Source organism: Sphingomonas alpina (assembly GCF_014490665.1).
GTDB classification, from domain to species: domain Bacteria; phylum Pseudomonadota; class Alphaproteobacteria; order Sphingomonadales; family Sphingomonadaceae; genus Sphingomonas; species Sphingomonas alpina.
This window is the reverse complement of the sequence record NZ_CP061038.1, coordinates 5073133-5089360: the sequence shown is the minus strand read 5'-3', so window position 1 is coordinate 5089360 and position 16228 is coordinate 5073133. Positions and strand designations below refer to the sequence as shown.

At 65.3% G+C, this 16228-nt stretch carries 12 protein-coding genes; 4 read left to right on the top strand and 8 right to left on the bottom strand.

Annotated features, from left to right (window positions below):
- Nucleotides 1–2: 2 nt before the first annotated feature.
- The 3 genes from H3Z74_RS23825 to H3Z74_RS24700 all read right to left on the bottom strand — a co-directional run bounded on the left by H3Z74_RS23825 (nucleotide 3) and on the right by H3Z74_RS24700 (nucleotide 4384).
- On the bottom strand, nucleotides 3–2810 hold the full coding sequence (locus H3Z74_RS23825) for a TonB-dependent receptor (RefSeq protein WP_229726781.1): 2808 nt from the start codon (nucleotides 2808–2810) through the stop codon (nucleotides 3–5).
- 63 nt (nucleotides 2811–2873) lie between these two features.
- On the bottom strand, nucleotides 2874–4193 hold the full coding sequence (locus H3Z74_RS23820; RefSeq protein WP_187761926.1) for a CitMHS family transporter: 1320 nt from the start codon (nucleotides 4191–4193) through the stop codon (nucleotides 2874–2876).
- Nucleotides 4194–4255: 62 nt separating this feature from the next.
- Complete coding sequence (locus tag H3Z74_RS24700; RefSeq protein ID WP_261300264.1) at nucleotides 4256–4384, bottom strand: hypothetical protein; 129 nt, start codon at nucleotides 4382–4384, stop codon at nucleotides 4256–4258.
- Here H3Z74_RS24700 and H3Z74_RS23815 point away from each other — a divergent pair.
- Nucleotides 4362–5327 (top strand): alpha/beta hydrolase, encoded by a 966-nt coding sequence (locus H3Z74_RS23815; RefSeq protein ID WP_187761925.1) that lies wholly within the window; start codon nucleotides 4362–4364, stop codon nucleotides 5325–5327. The two genes, H3Z74_RS24700 and H3Z74_RS23815, sit on opposite strands and share 23 nt — an antisense overlap.
- A gap of 489 nt (nucleotides 5328–5816) precedes the next feature.
- Here H3Z74_RS23815 and H3Z74_RS23810 read toward each other — a convergent pair whose 3' ends face one another.
- On the bottom strand, nucleotides 5817–6917 hold the full coding sequence (locus H3Z74_RS23810) for a pyridoxal phosphate-dependent aminotransferase (RefSeq protein ID WP_187761924.1): 1101 nt from the start codon (nucleotides 6915–6917) through the stop codon (nucleotides 5817–5819).
- A 424-nt stretch (nucleotides 6918–7341) separates the two neighbouring features.
- Entirely contained in the window at nucleotides 7342–8307 is a 966-nt protein-coding gene (locus H3Z74_RS23805; RefSeq protein WP_187761923.1) for a threonine/serine dehydratase, read from the bottom strand.
- Between the two features lie 74 nt (nucleotides 8308–8381).
- On the opposite strand from H3Z74_RS23805, the gene H3Z74_RS23800 reads away from it, so the two are divergent.
- Complete coding sequence (locus tag H3Z74_RS23800; protein ID WP_187761922.1) at nucleotides 8382–9035, top strand: helix-turn-helix transcriptional regulator; 654 nt, start codon at nucleotides 8382–8384, stop codon at nucleotides 9033–9035.
- Complete coding sequence (locus H3Z74_RS23795) at nucleotides 9032–9943, top strand: Rossmann-fold NAD(P)-binding domain-containing protein (protein ID WP_187761921.1); 912 nt, start codon at nucleotides 9032–9034, stop codon at nucleotides 9941–9943. Before H3Z74_RS23800 ends, H3Z74_RS23795 begins: the two co-directional genes overlap by 4 nt.
- Nucleotides 9944–10087: 144 nt before the next feature.
- Here H3Z74_RS23795 and acnA read toward each other — a convergent pair whose 3' ends face one another.
- Genes acnA through H3Z74_RS23780 form a run of 3 tightly spaced genes read right to left on the bottom strand, consistent with a single transcriptional unit; the run spans nucleotide 10088 to nucleotide 14892 of the window.
- Complete coding sequence (acnA, locus tag H3Z74_RS23790; protein WP_187761920.1) at nucleotides 10088–12646, bottom strand: aconitate hydratase AcnA; 2559 nt, start codon at nucleotides 12644–12646, stop codon at nucleotides 10088–10090.
- Nucleotides 12643–13956, bottom strand: coding sequence for an MFS transporter (locus H3Z74_RS23785; protein WP_187761919.1), 1314 nt, complete (start codon nucleotides 13954–13956; stop codon nucleotides 12643–12645). The genes acnA and H3Z74_RS23785 overlap by 4 nt, the downstream gene beginning before the upstream one ends.
- A 54-nt stretch (nucleotides 13957–14010) precedes the next feature.
- On the bottom strand, nucleotides 14011–14892 hold the full coding sequence (locus H3Z74_RS23780; protein WP_187761918.1) for a GntR family transcriptional regulator: 882 nt from the start codon (nucleotides 14890–14892) through the stop codon (nucleotides 14011–14013).
- Between the two features lie 51 nt (nucleotides 14893–14943).
- Here H3Z74_RS23780 and H3Z74_RS23775 point away from each other — a divergent pair, with 51 nt between their 5' ends.
- Complete coding sequence (locus tag H3Z74_RS23775; protein WP_229726780.1) at nucleotides 14944–16218, top strand: lactonase family protein; 1275 nt, start codon at nucleotides 14944–14946, stop codon at nucleotides 16216–16218.
- Nucleotides 16219–16228 lie beyond the last annotated feature (10 nt).

Here is a 16228-nt window from a genome sequence, read left to right as displayed (position 1 = left end):
GGTCAGAACAGCTTGCGGATACTCAATCGCACGGTGCGGCCGAGCGGGTCGAGATAGTCGGGCTGGTAGCTGATCGGCGTCTCGCCATTCACGTCGGTCACGCGCTGGCGGCTGTCAAACACATTGTCGAACGACAAGGTGATCCGCGTGCCACGCAGCCAGGGATGCTTCTTGAGCAGTTCGAGCCGCTGGCCGAGATCGGCGAACAACCGCACGTTCAGAGTGGTCAGCGCGGAAAAGGCGAGCGGCTCGGGCGCGGCGGGTGTGCCGCCATTGACGCGCGTGCCGCTGCGATAATTGCCCGACAGCCGCAAGCCCGCGCCATTGTTGGTGTAACCGGCCTGCAGCTGCACCTCATGCCGCGACTGGCCGCCGCCACTACCGATCGCATCGCCGTTGAGCAGGTCGAGGCTTGGCCCGTTATCGGCGACCAGCACCTTGTCGGTGAAGTGCCAGGTGTGGAAGATGCCGAACTGCAGCCGCCCGCCGCCCCGGCCACCACCGCCGCCGCGACCACCAAAGCCGCCTCCGCTGCCACGCCCGCCGCCGAAGCGCGGCCGGGCGCCATCGGGGGTACCGCCATCGGCAGTGGTGCCGGGCGCACCGCCATCCGGCCGGTCACCCCCTGCCCCGTCGCCGCCCCGCCGTCCGCCGCGATCGCCATCCTGCCCCGGCCGCCTCAAACCTTCGAACGGATTGGGCCCGGTGCCGGCGCGAAACGCCTCGATTTCTTTCTGGATCTTCGACTTGAGGCTCTTGGAGAAGTTGATCCCCCAGCGCAGTTCCGATCGCTCGCTGCGCGCGAAGTTGATCGGACGCGTGTCGACCCGGATCAACGCCCCGGTCGCATCGCGCGTGAAGCGACCGGGAAACGCCGCCTCGAGCGACGCGCTGGCCGAGGGGAAGGAGGCGGTCGGATCGTCGGTTCGGCTCTTCACATAACTGGCAGTCAGGGTCAGGTCGGTCTTGCTGAACGGATTGAGCGTTAGCCCGACTTTGGTCACATGGCTGTTATTGGCCCGCAGATCGGCATTCCCGCCCGAGATGATCGACACCGTCGTCGTTTCACCGCGCAGATAATCGAACACGCGCACATTGGGGGTGATGATCTGCGGATTGGCAAGCTGTTGCGCGGTCGGTGCATTGTCCTGATCGGTATGTGACACGATCACTCGCACGCCCTCGACCGGCGACCAGTTGGCACCATAGCCGATGGTGGTCAGCGTGCCGAAGTCCGACAGATGGTCCGCGGCAAAATTGACATTGGCCGACAGCTTGCCGAGCGCGCTCAATACATCCTTCGATTTATTGGCGATCGGCAGGTCGACATTGATCTGGCCATTGACGATATCGCGCGACACCTGGCCCGGCGACACGATGTCGGCGCGATAGGTGCGGCTGGAAAAATCGTTGCTCTGCGCGCCAACGCGGATGCTCGTCGCGACTGCGCCGGCCGGCAGCTTGAACAGGCTGCCGGTGAACAGGGCATCGACATCGAGATTGTTCGAAGTGGCATAAGCGCGATTGGCGCGGCCGGCACCAAATTCCGTCAGGCCGAGCGGGCCGAACGGATTGGCGGTCGGATCGCCGGCATTGAGCCGCGCCTGGAATGCCGCGGTATCGACGCCGGTATCGGTGATCGTCCTGTTCTCGCTGCGGTCATAGGTGCCGGTCAGCGACCATTGCCAGGTCGAGATCGCGCCGTTGAGCGTCGTGCCGAGATGGGCGGAGACAGTGGAGTTGCGCTGCCTGAGCGGCGAGAAGGCGTCGAGCGAGCGGTTGAGCGTCACGTCGGTCGCGAAGGGCGAAAAGGGATTGCCGGCCGCAAGCCCAAGCGACACACCGGGCAGCCCGTTGGTACTGATACTGTCGCTGGTTTCGAGTTCGCCGTTCAGCGTGGCCGAGACATTGCCGAAGATCGTTCGGGCATAGACCGCATTCGCGCTGAAATTGCTGCTCGACGGCAGCAAGGTGCGATAAGGGCGCGGATCGCTGGCCGTCGGGCGATTGGCGGTGGCGAGGAAGTCGCCGAACGACGGAATGCCGGAGGCCGCACCTGTGGGCACGCCCGCCACTGTTACCGGCGATCCGAATTGCGCGCTTAGTGCGGGGTCGATCTCGCCCTGGGGATTGGTGTCGCTCCGCACACCGACGATATTGCCCTGGGTCGAGAATTGGCTCGGCAGCGGATTGATGTCGCGCTCGGCCTCGGTCAGCGCCGAACTGCCCTGATATTTCAAGTGCAGGTTAAACCGCCCGCCGCGCCGGATGCTGAGCAGGTCGGCATCGCCCTGTGCGGTGTTGCGCCCGCCCGCGGTCGCCGCGCGGTCGGCCGCCTCGAGCGTCGTCGCCTTGAAACGGCGGCGCAGCACCACGTTCACGACTTTCTGGTCTGCGCGATAGCCATATTTCAGCGCAACCTCCTCGGGCAGGATCTCGACCCGCTGAATCGCCTCGGTCGGGATGTCGCGGATTTCGGTAAAGCCCGAGATGCGCTTGCCGTCGAGCAGCACCACCGGCGCACCGCCACTGCCGCGGCCGCTCCCCGTCAGCGGCGCCAGTTCGTCGAGCAGGTCGGAGATCGAGCTGACGCCATAGGAGCGGATTTCCGCCGCACCGATCTGCTTTTCCGGCGGGATATCGCCGATTACCGATCCCGGCAGGTTGCGCGATCCGCGGACGATGATGTCGGAGTCATCGGCGGGCGAATCAGTCTCAACGTTCTGCTGCTCCGGCGGCGCGTCCTGCGCGAACGCCGGTACCGCCATGGTGGTGGACATCAGGAACAGGAAAAAACTCACACGCCGCATGACCACTCCAGTCGCACTCTTCACGACTGCACCTAGACGGTAATTGTCTCAAGAGTGTGCCAGCTATCCCTTGAAGAAGGGAAACACGCCGAGAAGCAGGCAGGTCACCATGAACACCGCGCAGGAGCCGAGCGCCCAGCGGAAGGTGAAACGCTGGTGATCGCCAAGGTCGACCCCGGCGAGGCCGACGAGCAGATAGGTCGAGGCGACCAGCGGGCTGAGCAGATGAATCTGCTGGCCGATCAGCGATGCGCGCGCCAGCTCCATCGGGGTCAGCCCATATTGCACGCCGGTCTGGCCGAGCACCGGCAACATGCCGAAATAGAAGGCGTCGTTCGAGATCAGCACGGTGAAGGGAATGCTGACCAAAGCGGTGATCGGCGCCATATAGGGCCCCAGCGCAGGCGGGATGATGTCGATCACCGACCCCGCCATCGCATCGACCATCTTCGTCCCCGACAGGATGCCGGTGAAGATGCCGGCGGCGAAGATCAGGCTGACCGTGCCGAGCGCGTTTCCGGCATGCGCCGAAATCCGCTCCTTCTGCTGCTGCAACCGGGGATAATTGACCATCGCGGCGATCGCGAAGGCGAGCATGAAGATCACCACCAGCGGCAGCGTGCCGGCGATCAGCAGGACCAGCAGGCCGATGGTGAGCAGCAGGTTGAACCAGAACAGCTTCGGGCGCCGCATGCTCGTGTCGCCGCCAATCTCCTCGTCGATCACTTCCTGCGCGGTGATCCGTTCATTGTCGTCGTCGAGCGCCAGCGCGGCAAGCCGGCGGCGTTCGCGGCGGCCGAAGATCCAGGCGACAAAGAAAGTCCAGGCCGCGGTGGTGATCATCGCCGGGATCAGGCCGACGAACAATTCGCGCGGATCGACATGCAGCGCGGTCGCGGCGCGTACCGTCGGGCCACCCCAGGGCGCGATGTTCATCACCGCGCTCGACATGATGAGCAGGCAGGTGAGCATGCGCAGGTCCATCTTCATATGCTTGTAAAGCGGCAGCAGCGCGGACACGGTGATCATGTAGGTGGTGGTGCCGTCGCCATCGAGCGACACGGTCAGCGCCAGCGCGACGGTGCCGATCAGGATGCGCATCGGATCGCCATGCACCAGCCGCACGATCAGGCGGATCAACGGGTCGAACAGCCCGACATCGATCATCAGCCCAAAATAAAGGATCGCGAACAACAGCATCACGCCGGTCGGCGCGAGCTCGATCACGCCGCGCACCATCATCTCGCCCAGCCCCTGGGAGAAGCCGGCGCCGATCGCGAACAGGGTGGGAATCAGGATCAGCGCGACCAGCGCGGACATCCGCTTCGTCATGATCAGCGTCATGAACGTGCCGACCATGATAAAGGCCAGTAATGCCAGCATCTTCCCCCTGATCGTGTCGGGCTGCACTATAGCAACCCGATCCCGGTCCGTGTGACCAGCCGTTATCGACGCGTCTCGCTGTCATCTGCCTGTCGCGCAATCGCTATGACAGCATGATGAAAGCGGCGTGCGCCGATAGCGGTGCCGAAAGCGGAAAGGATATCGGCGATGAGGATGTTCGTATCGGCCATGATCGCGGCGCTGGCGCTGCCCACCGCCCCGTCCATGGCACAGCGCGACGATGCCGAATCGCGCTATCTCCCCACCCCCGCCATCCCCTATCCCGGCGGTGTCGAAAGCCAGCGCGATGTCACTTATGCCGAGCTGTCGGGCTTCCGCCCGCTGACGCTTGACCTGTACCTGCCGCCGAAAGCGGGTAGGCCGCATCCGGTGCTGGTGTTCGTACATGGCGGGGCGTGGCTGCACCGCACCGCACGCGATGGCGGCGAGTTTCGCGATTTCCCGGCCGTACTCGCCGGTTTCGCGGCACGCGGTTATGTCGTCGCCAGCGTCAATTACCGCTTCAGCGGCGAAGCGAAGTTCCCCGGCGCGGTGCAGGACGTCGGCAGCGCGATCCAGTGGCTGCGCGGGCATGCGGCACGATACGACATCGACCCCGCGCATGTGGTGCTGTGGGGATCGTCGGCCGGCGGGCAGATCGCGACCCTGATCGGCACCGGCTGCGACGCGCCCGCGCTGCAGCCGCCGGCGGCAAAGGGCGTCACGGCATTGCCGCCTTGCGTGCAGGGCGTGATCGACTGGTACGGGCTGATCGATTTCGAAGGTCCGCCGTCCGCGGTCAGCAAGGCGCAGTATGCCTATCTTGGATGCGGGCCTGGCAACTGCCCGCCTGGCCTCGCCCGGTCGGCCAGTCCACTCGGCTATATCGACGCGAAAGACCCGCCCTTCCTGATCCAGCACGGCACCGCCGATGTGACGGTGTCGCCGCAACAATCGGTGCAGCTCAACGATGCGCTGAAGGCCGCGGGCGTGCCGGTCGAGATGGTGCTGTATCCCGGCGTTGCGCATGGTTTCGCGAAGGTGCCGAAGGGCGGGCCGGACGATGCGGTCAACCGCCAGGCACTGGCCAAGGTGAGCGAGTTTCTCGACCGGATCGCGCCGGTGAAACGCTAGCGCCGGTCGATATTGCTGGCTGTTCCTGGCTGTTAATTCCGGAAAACTATTTTTGCTGGCTGTTATGTTGGGGGCTGGTCCGGGGATTTCGGCTTGTTTCATTGGCTTGGAGTAGAATGGGCGATTAGTAATAACAGCCGGGTAACAGCCAGGTAACAGCCAGCATAACAGCCAACGATCAGCCAGCTATCAGCCAGCTATCAGCCAGCTATCAGCCAGCGAAACCGGCGATAACAGCCAGCCTGTGGCATTGGTTTTTGCAACGATGAGAAAGAGCCGAGCGGGACGCCGTCAGACGCTCCGTCCGGTTTCTGTCTCACGATCCCGGCCACAATTGAATCGCCGGTTTCAAGCCAGGTTACCTGCCCCCGTTCGTGCTGAGCTTGTCGAAGCACCGCCCTTCTTCTCCGACATCAGAGAAAGAAGAACGGCCCTTCGACAGGCTCAGGGCGAACGGGGATAGGGTGGTCCTCCAAAGGGAGGGTGACTCTATCCGCGCAGCGCCGCCGAGATCGCCTGCAGCCCGCCCTCGAGTTCCTCCGCGGTCGGCCAACCATAGCCGAGGCGGAAATAGGTGTCGGGCAATTCGAACCAATGGCCCGGGCCGACATAGCAGCCATGCTCCTCCAGCAGGCGCTTGTAGAAAGCATCTGTGCCGCCGCGCGGCTCGCTGCGCATCCGCGGGAAGCAGACCACGCCGCCCGAGGGCGCGACCCAGTCGAGCAAGTCCTCGCCTGCGATCCATTCGGTCACCCGGTCGCGGCGGCGGCGCATTTCGGTGAGCGTCGGGGTGAGAAGTTCGTCGCGTCGCGTGAGGATCTGTTCGCCGACCCATTCGTCGATCACGCTGCCGCAAATGCTGATCTGCTCCTTCGCTGCCAGGAAGCGTTCCTGCAGCGCGGTATCGCGGGTGATGATCCAGCCGATGCGGATGCCAGGCACGCCGTACGCCTTGGACAGCGAGGCAACGCTGATCACATGTTCGCCAAGCGAGGCAGCAAGCGGCAGCGGGCCATCGAACGACAGGTCACGATAGGTTTCATCGACCAGCAGATAGCAGCCCCTGGCTTTGGCCAGCGCGACAAGCTCGCCCAGTTCGACCGCGCTGAGCATCGTGCCGGTCGGATTGTGCGGGCAAGTGACGCTGATGATCCGGGTCTTCGACGTCACAGCGGCAGCGATCGCCTGCGGGTCGATACGGAAGCCGCTTTCGAAATCGAGCTCGACATGCGTGACGGCGCAGCCGATCGCGCGCGGTGTTTCCAGATTGGTCGCATAGTTCGGGCGAACCACGACGAGATGGTCGTCGGCGCCGAGCAGCGCAGTCGCGATGATGAACAGGGCGCCCGCCGCGCCGACCGTGACCAGCACATCATCGGCCACGACGCCGCCGCTCGTCTCCGCGATCAGACGGCGAAGCTCGCCCCCTCCGCGATGCTCGCCATACAGCAGGGTCAGGTCGGGAATAGTGAGGCCGAGCCCGGCGACGCTGCGATCGGCGACCGAGCTTTCCGACAGATTATAGCGGATCCGGCCATAGCCATATTCCTCGGGCGATTCGACTTCGATCGGCATCCGGACGTAGCGCATCGATATTCCTCTCTATCTCTGCCGGTCCGTGGACCGACGGTCAGTGCGTGGGAATATTTCCCCCTTTGAGTCCGTATCGTGCAATGCCGTCACCGACCTGTCACGGCTTGTGTCGGTGATCGCCTTTCTTGGGGATGTCATCTTCCACTGCTTCTAGAGTGGGTTGAGATCTGATTGAACCACCCGGTCATTCCCGCGAAAGCGGGAATCCCGCTTCTTCTTCTCAGTGCGGGGCAAGGCAGCGGGATACCCGCTTTCGCGGGTATGACGAAGAAGAGTTACCTAGAGTCATCTGCTTCTAATCTTCTGCTTCCCCGGCGAAGGCCGGGGCCCAGTTGGGAGGCAGTAGTAAATATGCGCTTCGCGTCATCACAAACGGCCTTCAACTGGGCCCGGGCCTTCGCCGGGGAAGCAGAAGGGGAAGTTATTGCGCGGCCAATTCCATCGCCCCGAGAAAGGTCGGCAGCGCGACGTTGCGGCCGCACAGCACCACCGCGACCTTCTTTCCGCGCCACGCCTCGGCGGTCTGGATCAGCCCGGCGAGCGCCACACCGGCCGATCCCTCGACGATCCAGCGCTCGCCCTCGGCAATGCGGCGCATTGCGCGGGCGATCTCGACTTCGCTGACCGTCAGCGTCTCGTCGATCACCGCCTGGCAGATCGGGAAGGTCACCGATCCCGGCTCGATCGCGCCCGAGGATCCGTCGGACAAGGTGTCGGATTCGGGCGTCTCGATGATCTCGCCGGCCTTGAGCGAGTCGAGCATGCAGGTCGATGCCGCCGGCCATACGCCGATGATCCGGGTCTTCGGGCTCAATTGCTTGAGCGCGGTGCCGACCCCGCCGATCAGACCGCCGCCGCCGACGCAGATGAACACTGCATCGAGATCGGGCGCCTGGTCGACCAGTTCGACGCCAAGCGTGCCCTGTCCCGCGATCGTATCGACATCATTATAGGGCGCGACATAGGGTTTGCCCTGCAGTTCGGATTGCCGCCGCGCCTCGATCTCGGCATCCAGCGCCGGGCCGTCGAGCACGACCAGTTCCGCGCCAAGCGCCTCGATCGCGCGCATCTTGGATGGTGGGGTGGTGTTGCCGACATAGACGGTGACCGGCACGCCGGCGAGCTTGCCGGCACGCGCCACGCCCTGGCCGTGATTGCCGGTCGAGGCGGTGATCACCCCGCCCCGCGCGGCTTCGCCCAGCGTGCGGATCTTGTTGGCCGAGCCGCGCACCTTGAACGATCCGGTCGGCATCAGATGCTCGGTCTTGAGCAGCACCTCGCAGCCCAGCGATTGAGAGAGCGCCGCGCTGCGTTCGAGCGTCGAAACCGGAACCTGCGGACGGATGCCGGCATGCGCGTCGAGGATGCGGTTGAACAGGCTGGTCATCGGGGGTTCTCCTTGCGCGTCGGCAATCTTTGGATCATAAGTCTAATCTGGACTTATTAGTCAGGATGACCGGAATGCACAAGCGCGCCGAAAAATCGACAGCGGATCTGGTCGCGGCATCGCCGCTGCGGCCGCATTTCGCGGTGGCACAGGGCATTGCTGCGCTGTTCACGCCGTTCGTCGAAGTGGCGGTGCATGATCTGGCGAGCGACAGTGTAGCGTGCGTGGTCAATCCCTTCTCGCCGCGCAAGGTCGGTGATCCGTCCGACCTGAAGGGTAGCCGCTTTGCCGATGATGTCGATGTGCTGGGGCCGTACGAGAAGATCAATTTCGACGGGCGGCTGATCAAGTCGATCTCGATCGTGCTGCGCGATGCGGCGCTGCTCCCGATCGGGCTGATGTGCATCAATGCCGATGTGACCGAGTTCGACGCGGTGCGGCGCATGCTGCACGGTTTCCTGGGCGCGGCGGAATCGACCGACTCGGCGATCGCGCTGTTCAAGGAGGATTGGCATGAGCGGATCAACCGCTTCATCGCCGCCTGGACCGCGGAACAGGCAACCACCATCGCGCGGCTCGACCGGACCGGGCGGCGCGCGTTGATCGAGGCGCTGTTCGTCAATGGCGGGTTCGAGGGCAAGCGCGCGCCCGAATATGTCGCCGCGATCCTCGGCATCAGCCGCGCGACCATTTACGGCGAACTTGCGCGGTTGAGGACCGGCGCATGAGGATTGTCGCCCTGCCCGAGATTCTCGCCGCGATCGACGAGGATGAGATCACGGCATTGATCGAGGACGGGTTTCGCCGCTTCAGCGCCGGGGGTGCTGATGTGATGGCGGTCGGCCATCTGCAATTTCCCGATGCGCTGGGCGATTGCCATGTGAAGGGCGCATCGCTGCGCGGTGATGATATCTTCGCGATCAAGGTCGCCACCAGCTTTTATCGCAATCCGGCGATCGGCCTGAACAGCGGCAATGGCTTTATCGCCATCGCCAGCGCCGTGACCGGCGAGGTGCAGGCGATCCTGCATGACGAGGGACAGCTGACCGATCTGCGCACCGCATTGGGCGGGGCCATCGCCGCGCGGGCGATCGCGCGGCGCGACTCCAAGGTGCTGGGCATCATTGGATCGGGCAGCCAGGCGAAGCTTCAGGCACGCGCAATTCAGCGTACTTTGGGTATCGAAGAACTGCTGGTCTGGGCGCGCGATCCGGGCCGTGCGGCCGCCGTCGGCGGCGAGGTGGTATCGCTGCCCGAACTCGCCGCGCGCGCTGACCTGATCGTCACCACCACGCCATCGACCGTGCCGCATCTCACCGTGGAGATGGCGCGGCCGGGGATGCGGATCGTCGCGGTCGGGGCGGATATGCCGGGCAAGAACGAGATCGCCGCCGGGCTGATGGCGCAGGCGCGGATCGTGGTCGATTCGCGCGTGCAGTGTATCGATCATGGCGACACGGCGAGCGCGATCGCCGCCGGGCTGATCGACGGCAGCGCGCTGATCGAACTGGGCGAGTTGCTCACTGCACCGATCGATTTTGGCGATGACGAGATTGTGGTGGCCGACCTGACCGGGGTGGCGATCCAGGATGTGCAGATCGCCAAATCGGTCTGGTCGCGGATCGGGCGGGGTTGATTTACCGGGCTTCAATCTGTTGCGACCGACACGCCAAATAGGTGCCGTCATTCCCGCGAAAGCGGGAATCCCGCTTCTTCTTCTGAGTGCGGGGCCAGGCAGCGGGATCCCCGCTTTCGCGGGGATGACGGTTGGGAATAGACCTCATCTCGCTCCGATCAGCCGGCTGACCAGCGCTGGGAGCAGGCCGCCGTCCATCAGCATTGCCACTTCGCTCTGCGTTTCGATCGCCGCGCGGGCGGGAATTGGTTGGATCGATCCATCGGCGCAGTGCAGTGCGACCGGCAGTGCGCCGCGTGGCGACAGCGGCGCGGAGAGGTCGATCGCGAGACGATCGCCCGGTCGCAACTTGCGCAACGCCAGCGCGGTCTCGCGCGGCACCTCGACCGGCAAGATCGCCAGGTTGATCAGATTGCTGCGATGGATGCGCTCGAAGCTGGACGCGATCACCGCGCGCACGCCGAGCAGCCACGCGCCCTTCGCAGCCCAGTCGCGCGATGAACCCATGCCGTAGCGGTCGCCGGCTACGATCGCGAGCGGTTCGCTTGCCGCGGCATAGGCTTGTGCGGCTTGCCAGAGCGGCAGCCGGTCGCCGCTCGGGGCGTGGATCGTCCAGCCGGCGGGCAGATCGTCGGCGAGCAAATTGCGCACCGCCGGGTTGGTGAACAGGCCGCGCAGCATCACCTCCCAATTGCCGCGCCGCGATGCATAGACATTGAGGTCCGCGGGATCGGCGCCGCGATCGACCAGCCAGCCTGCCGCATCGCTGCCCGACGGAATCGCGCCGGCCGGTGAGATATGGTCCGTGGTGATATCGTCGCCGAGTACGAGCAGCGGGTGCAGGCGCATCGATTGCGGCACGCGGTGTGCGCCCGCACCGGCAAAGGGCGGCGGACGCAGATAGGTCGAGGCCGGATCCCAGTCGAACAGCGGGCCCGACGGCGCGTCGAGATCGCGCCAGGCCGGGTTCTGCTCGGCAAGGTCAAAGGCATGCTGGACATCGCCGCGGTCGGCCGCGAGCGCCAGCGCGGCATCGATCTCCGCCCCGCTCGGCCAGAGATCGGCGAGATAGACCGGCGTGCCATCCTTGCCGGTGCCGACGGGATCGCGCGCGACATCGCCGGTGGCATCGCCGCGCAGCGCAAAGGCAATGACCAAAGGCGGCGAGGCGAGGAAGCTCGCCTGGATATCGGCATGGACCCGGCCGGGGAAATTGCGATTGCCCGACAGGATCGCGACCGGCGCAGCCGCGCCGCGCTCGATCGCATCGCGCATCGCTGGCACAAGGGGACCGGAATTGCCGATACAGGTGGTGCAGCCGATGCCGACGATCGCGAAGCCCAGTGCCTCCAGATCTTCGAGCAATCCGGCACGCTTGAGCAGGCCGGCGGCAGACGGCGAGCCGGGTGCCAGCGAGGTCTTCACCCACGGCTTCGTCGTCAGGCCGGCGCGCCGCGCGCGCTGCGCCAGCAGGCCGGCCGCGATCAGCAGGCGTGGGTCGCTGGTGTTGGTGCAGCTGGTGATCGCGGCGATCGCGACTGCGCCGTGCGGGATGACCGGGTCGGTCTGCGGCGCCGGCGCGGGCAGCATTGCGGCGATGCGATCGAGCGACAGCAGGTCCTGCGGCCGCGACGGGCCCGCGACCGAGGGCGTGACCGCCGACAGGTCGATCGCGATCACCAGGTCGTAAGCGGGCCGCGCCGCCGGATCGAACCAGAGCGACTGGGTCTGCGCATAGTCGCGCACGCGGTCGATCGCGGCAGGGTCGCGGCCAGTGGCGTGGAGATAGTCGAGCGTATGCTGGTCGATCGGGAAAAAGGCTGTGGTTGCGCCATATTCCGGGGCCATGTTCGCGACGACAGCGCGTTCACCCGCCGACAGTGCGGCGACGCCGGGGCCGAAGAATTCGACGAAGCGATTGGCGAGATCGACCTGGCGCAGGCGGTGGGTGACGGCCAGTGCGAGATCGGTCGCCAGCACGCATTCACCGAGCGCACCGGTCAGTTCGACCCCGACCACACGCGGCACGCGCAGCATCACCGGCGCGCCGAGCATCGCCGCCTCCGCCTCAAGGCCTCCAACGCCCCAGCCGAGCACGCCGATGCCGTTGATCATCGGCGTGTGGCTGTCCGTGCCGATCAGCGTGTCGGGGATCAGCCATTCCTCGCCATCGCGCCGCTCGACCGTAACGACGCTGGCAAGCCGTTCGAGGTTGAGCGTGTGCATGATGCCGGTGCCGGGCGGATGGACGGTCAGGCTCGCCATCGACCGGTCGGCCCATTTCATCAGCCGGAAGCGTTCGCCATTACGCGCCGCTTCGCGCGCCAGATTGCGCCGCATCGCATCGCGCGTGCCGAAATGATCGACCGCGATCGAATGGTCGGTCGACACATCGACCGGCACGACCGGGTCGAGCGCGCGCGGATCGCCGCCGGCCGCCGCGACCGCATCGCGCGCGGCGGCGAGATCGACCAGGGCCGGCACGCAGGTCGTGTCGTGCATCATGATCCGCGCCGGGTAGAAGGGTATCTCCGCATCGCTGCCGCCGTCGGCCAGCCAGCGGTCGAGCGTCGCCATGGCGGCGGGATCGCCGGCGCTGCGGCGAAGAAGGTTCTCAATCAGGATGCGGTGCACCCAGGGCAGGCGTCCAAGCACCGCCAACCCGATCGCCTCGGGCAAGTCGAGCAACCGTGGCATGCTCATTCACCTTGCATCCGCGAATCCGAGCCGAGCCATTCGAACCAGATCATGACGAAGGCGATGAAGGTGAGGATCGCGAGAAAGATCAGCCCGGCCATCGCGCTGCCGGTCGCGTCCTTGATCACCCCGATCAGATAGGGGCCGGCAAAGCCACCGAGATTGCCGATCGAATTGATTGCGGCGATCGCGATCGCCGCAGTGCCGCGCGACAGAAACAGACCGGGCAAGGCCCAGAACGGCGCCTTGAACGCGTACAGGCCGGTCAGCGCGACGGTGACCAGCCCGACCGCGAATACCGTGTTGGTCGCCAGCCCGATCGCGCCGAGCGCAAGCGACGCGGCAAGCAGCGGCAGCGCGGTGTGCAGGAAACGCTCACCCTTCTGGTCCGAATGGCGTGACCAGAGCACCATCCCGATCGTGGCGACGACATAGGGGAAGGTCGAGATCAGCCCGATCTCGAAGGTCGACGCCTCGCTCGACAGTCCGCGCACGATCTGCGGCAGCCAATAGCCGACGCCGAGGCTGCCGCATTGATAGGCGAAATAGACCAGGGCCAGATACAGCACCTTGGGATGGGTGATCGCGGCAAGCGTGCCGAGCGTGCGGCGTCCGGCGGCGGGCGCATGTTCGCTCGCCATTTCCGCGGCGAGCCAGTCGCGTTCGGCCGGGTTGAGCCAGCGCGCCTGATCGGGCCGGTCGGTGAGCAGCCAATAGGTCGCCACGCCGCCAAGGATAGCCGGCAGCCCTTCGAGGAACAACATCCAGCGCCAGCCACTGAAGCCGAACCAGCGGATATGCTCCATGATCAGCGTGCTGAGCGGACCGCCCAGAATATAGGAGACGGGGATCGCGGCAGTGAACAGCGCGATCACCGTCGCCTGCTCCTTGGTGCGGAACCACAGGGTCAGATAGAGGATGATGCCGGGGAAGAAGCCGGCCTCCGCCACGCCGAGCAGGAAGCGCAGCACATAAAGCTGCATCGCGGTCTGCACGAACGCGGTGAGGATCGAGACCACGCCCCAGCTGAGCAGGATACGTGCGATCCATTTGCGCGGGCCGAAGCGCAGCAGCGCCATGTTGCTCGGCACTTCGAACAGGAAATAGCCGATGAAGAAGACGCCGGCGGCAAAGCCGAATGCCTGGCTCGACAGCGCGAGCTCGGCGTTCATCTGCAGCGCTGCGTACCCGATATTGGCGCGGTCGATATAGGAGATGACGTACAGCGCGAAGCAGAACGGGATGATGCGCCAGAACACTTTGCGCGGCACGCTCCGCTCCAGCGTTTCGTGATCGGCTGCGATGGCAGGCTGCATGGTCGTCCCCCGATAGATCGCGGCACGACTACATTATGTAAATGCAAAGTGCAATTATTCGATGAAACGCTGCAATGCTCGCTCCTTGACTGCGAGCGCATGGACCAGATGGCCACGCATGAATTCGGCAGCAATCAGGAGGTCGCCGCGCTCGAGCATATCGAGCAAAGCGAGATGCTCGCGGCATTGCTGGTCGAGCCGGCTGCGGTCGCCGGTGACGCGGAATTCGATCAGCCGGCGCAGGCGGTTGATGCGCCGCAGCGAATCGAGAAAGAAGGGATTGCCCGACCAGCTGATGATAGTTTCGTGGAAGCCCGAATTGAGCTCGAACAGGCGCGCACGCGGCAGCGCCTCGATCGTGCCGTCGAGCAGGCCTTGCTGTTCGGCGCGCAGCCGCGCCAGTTCCTCGGGCACCACTGTATAGCCGGGCTGGAGCAATGCCTGGGTCTCGATCATGCCACGGAAGCGATAGGCCTGTTCGTAGGATTCGGCGGTGTGCAGCGTGGTGCTGAATTGCCAGCCATGGCCCGGGAGCCGCTCGACCCAGCCCTCGTCGGCGATCTGCGCCAGGGTGCGTTGCAGCCGCGCACGGGTCACGCCGAAATGACGCATCAGCTCATTCTCGCTGACCTTGTCGGGGAGCGTCTCGGCCAGGCGCTGGTCGACGATCGCGTTGTAGAGATCGTCCTCGCCGTCGCGTCCCTCGGGCGGCAGCGGCACCACATCGGTAGCGGCGACGAAGAAGCCGCGATTGGGGATTGAGCGCACCGCGCCGGCCTGTTCGAGCGCGCGCAATGCCGCGGTCACCGGCGCGCGCGACACCTTGAACAGGTCGGCGAGCTCCTGCGCCGCGAGATGCGTGCCCTCGGGCAACGCGCGGGCACGGACATGCTCGATGATCTGTCGCGCGACGCGATCGGCCAGCCTGTCGGTCATCTCGTCCTCATGATCGAATTACCTATAGACTTTTGCGCATTCAAAATGCAAATGAGCGCGCAAGCGATAGCGAAGCGGATCGGAACGGGATTGGCGGGCAAGGGCATCGACAAGCGTATAGCATCAGCGCCGCGCGCCGCCACGGGGATCGCGCGCCGCACCATGCTGGGCTCGGCGATGCTGGCGGTCACGGCGCTCGGCACCAGCCGGCTGATCGCGGGAGGATTAGCGATGGACAAGACCACCACCGACCAGCTCGTCTATATCGGCTGCCGCACGACGCGGGAGCGCAATGCGCGCGGCAACGGCATCACCGTCGCGCGGATCCGGCCGGACGGGCTGTGGCAGATCGTCCAGTCGCTCGACGGGATCGTCAACCCCGCGTTCCTGGCGTTCGATCATCAACGCCGTTTCCTGTTTGCAGTCCATGGCGACGGCAGCGAGGTGAGTGCCTTTGCGATCGACACGAAGACCGGCATGCTCCGCTTTCTCGGCAAGCAAGCCTGCCAGGGCAAGAATCCGGTGCATCTCGCTGTCGATCCGACCAACAAGTTCCTGCTCGTCGCCAACCACCTGACACTCGACGGGTTCGTATCGAATGTCGCAGTGCTGCCAATCGGTGATGACGGGCGGCTCGGACCAGTGTGCGACCTTGTGGCGCTGACCGGGCCGGTCGGACCGCACCGCATCGAACAACCCTTCGCCAAGCCGCACCAGATCTGCTTCGACCCGAAGGGCGCGCTGATCGGGGTGCCGGACAAGGGCCTCGACCGGGTCTTCACCTTCCGGCTCGATGCGTCGGGCAAACTGCAGCCGGCCGGCGCACCGATGCTGTCGCGCGAAGGCGCCGGGCCGCGTCATCTCGCTTTTCACCCCGCCCTGCCTTTTGCCTATGTCGTGGACGAGTTGAGTTCGACCATCGTCGCCGCGCGGGTCGACGCGGCAGGGGGCACGCTGACACCGCTGCAGATCGTCTCCGCCCTGCCCGATGATTTCACCGGCAATAGCCGGGGCTCCGAAATCGCGGTGTCGCCCGATGGCCGGCATGTCTTCGCCTCAAACCGTGGCAGCGACACGATCGCAAGCTTTCCGGTCGATCCGGCGACCGGCCGGCTCGGCGTGGGGAGCTGGCAGATATCGGGCGGGCGGACGCCGCGTTTCTTCGCGGTCGCGCCGAACGGACGGGCATTGTTCGTTGCCAATGAAGACAGCGATTCGATCAGCCGCCTGGCGATCGACCCGGCGACCGGGCGGCTCGCACCGCCAGTGCCGGTGATGACCACCGGGAGCCCGACCTGCCTGTTGTTCGCGCCCGCGCCAAGATGAGGAAAACCTG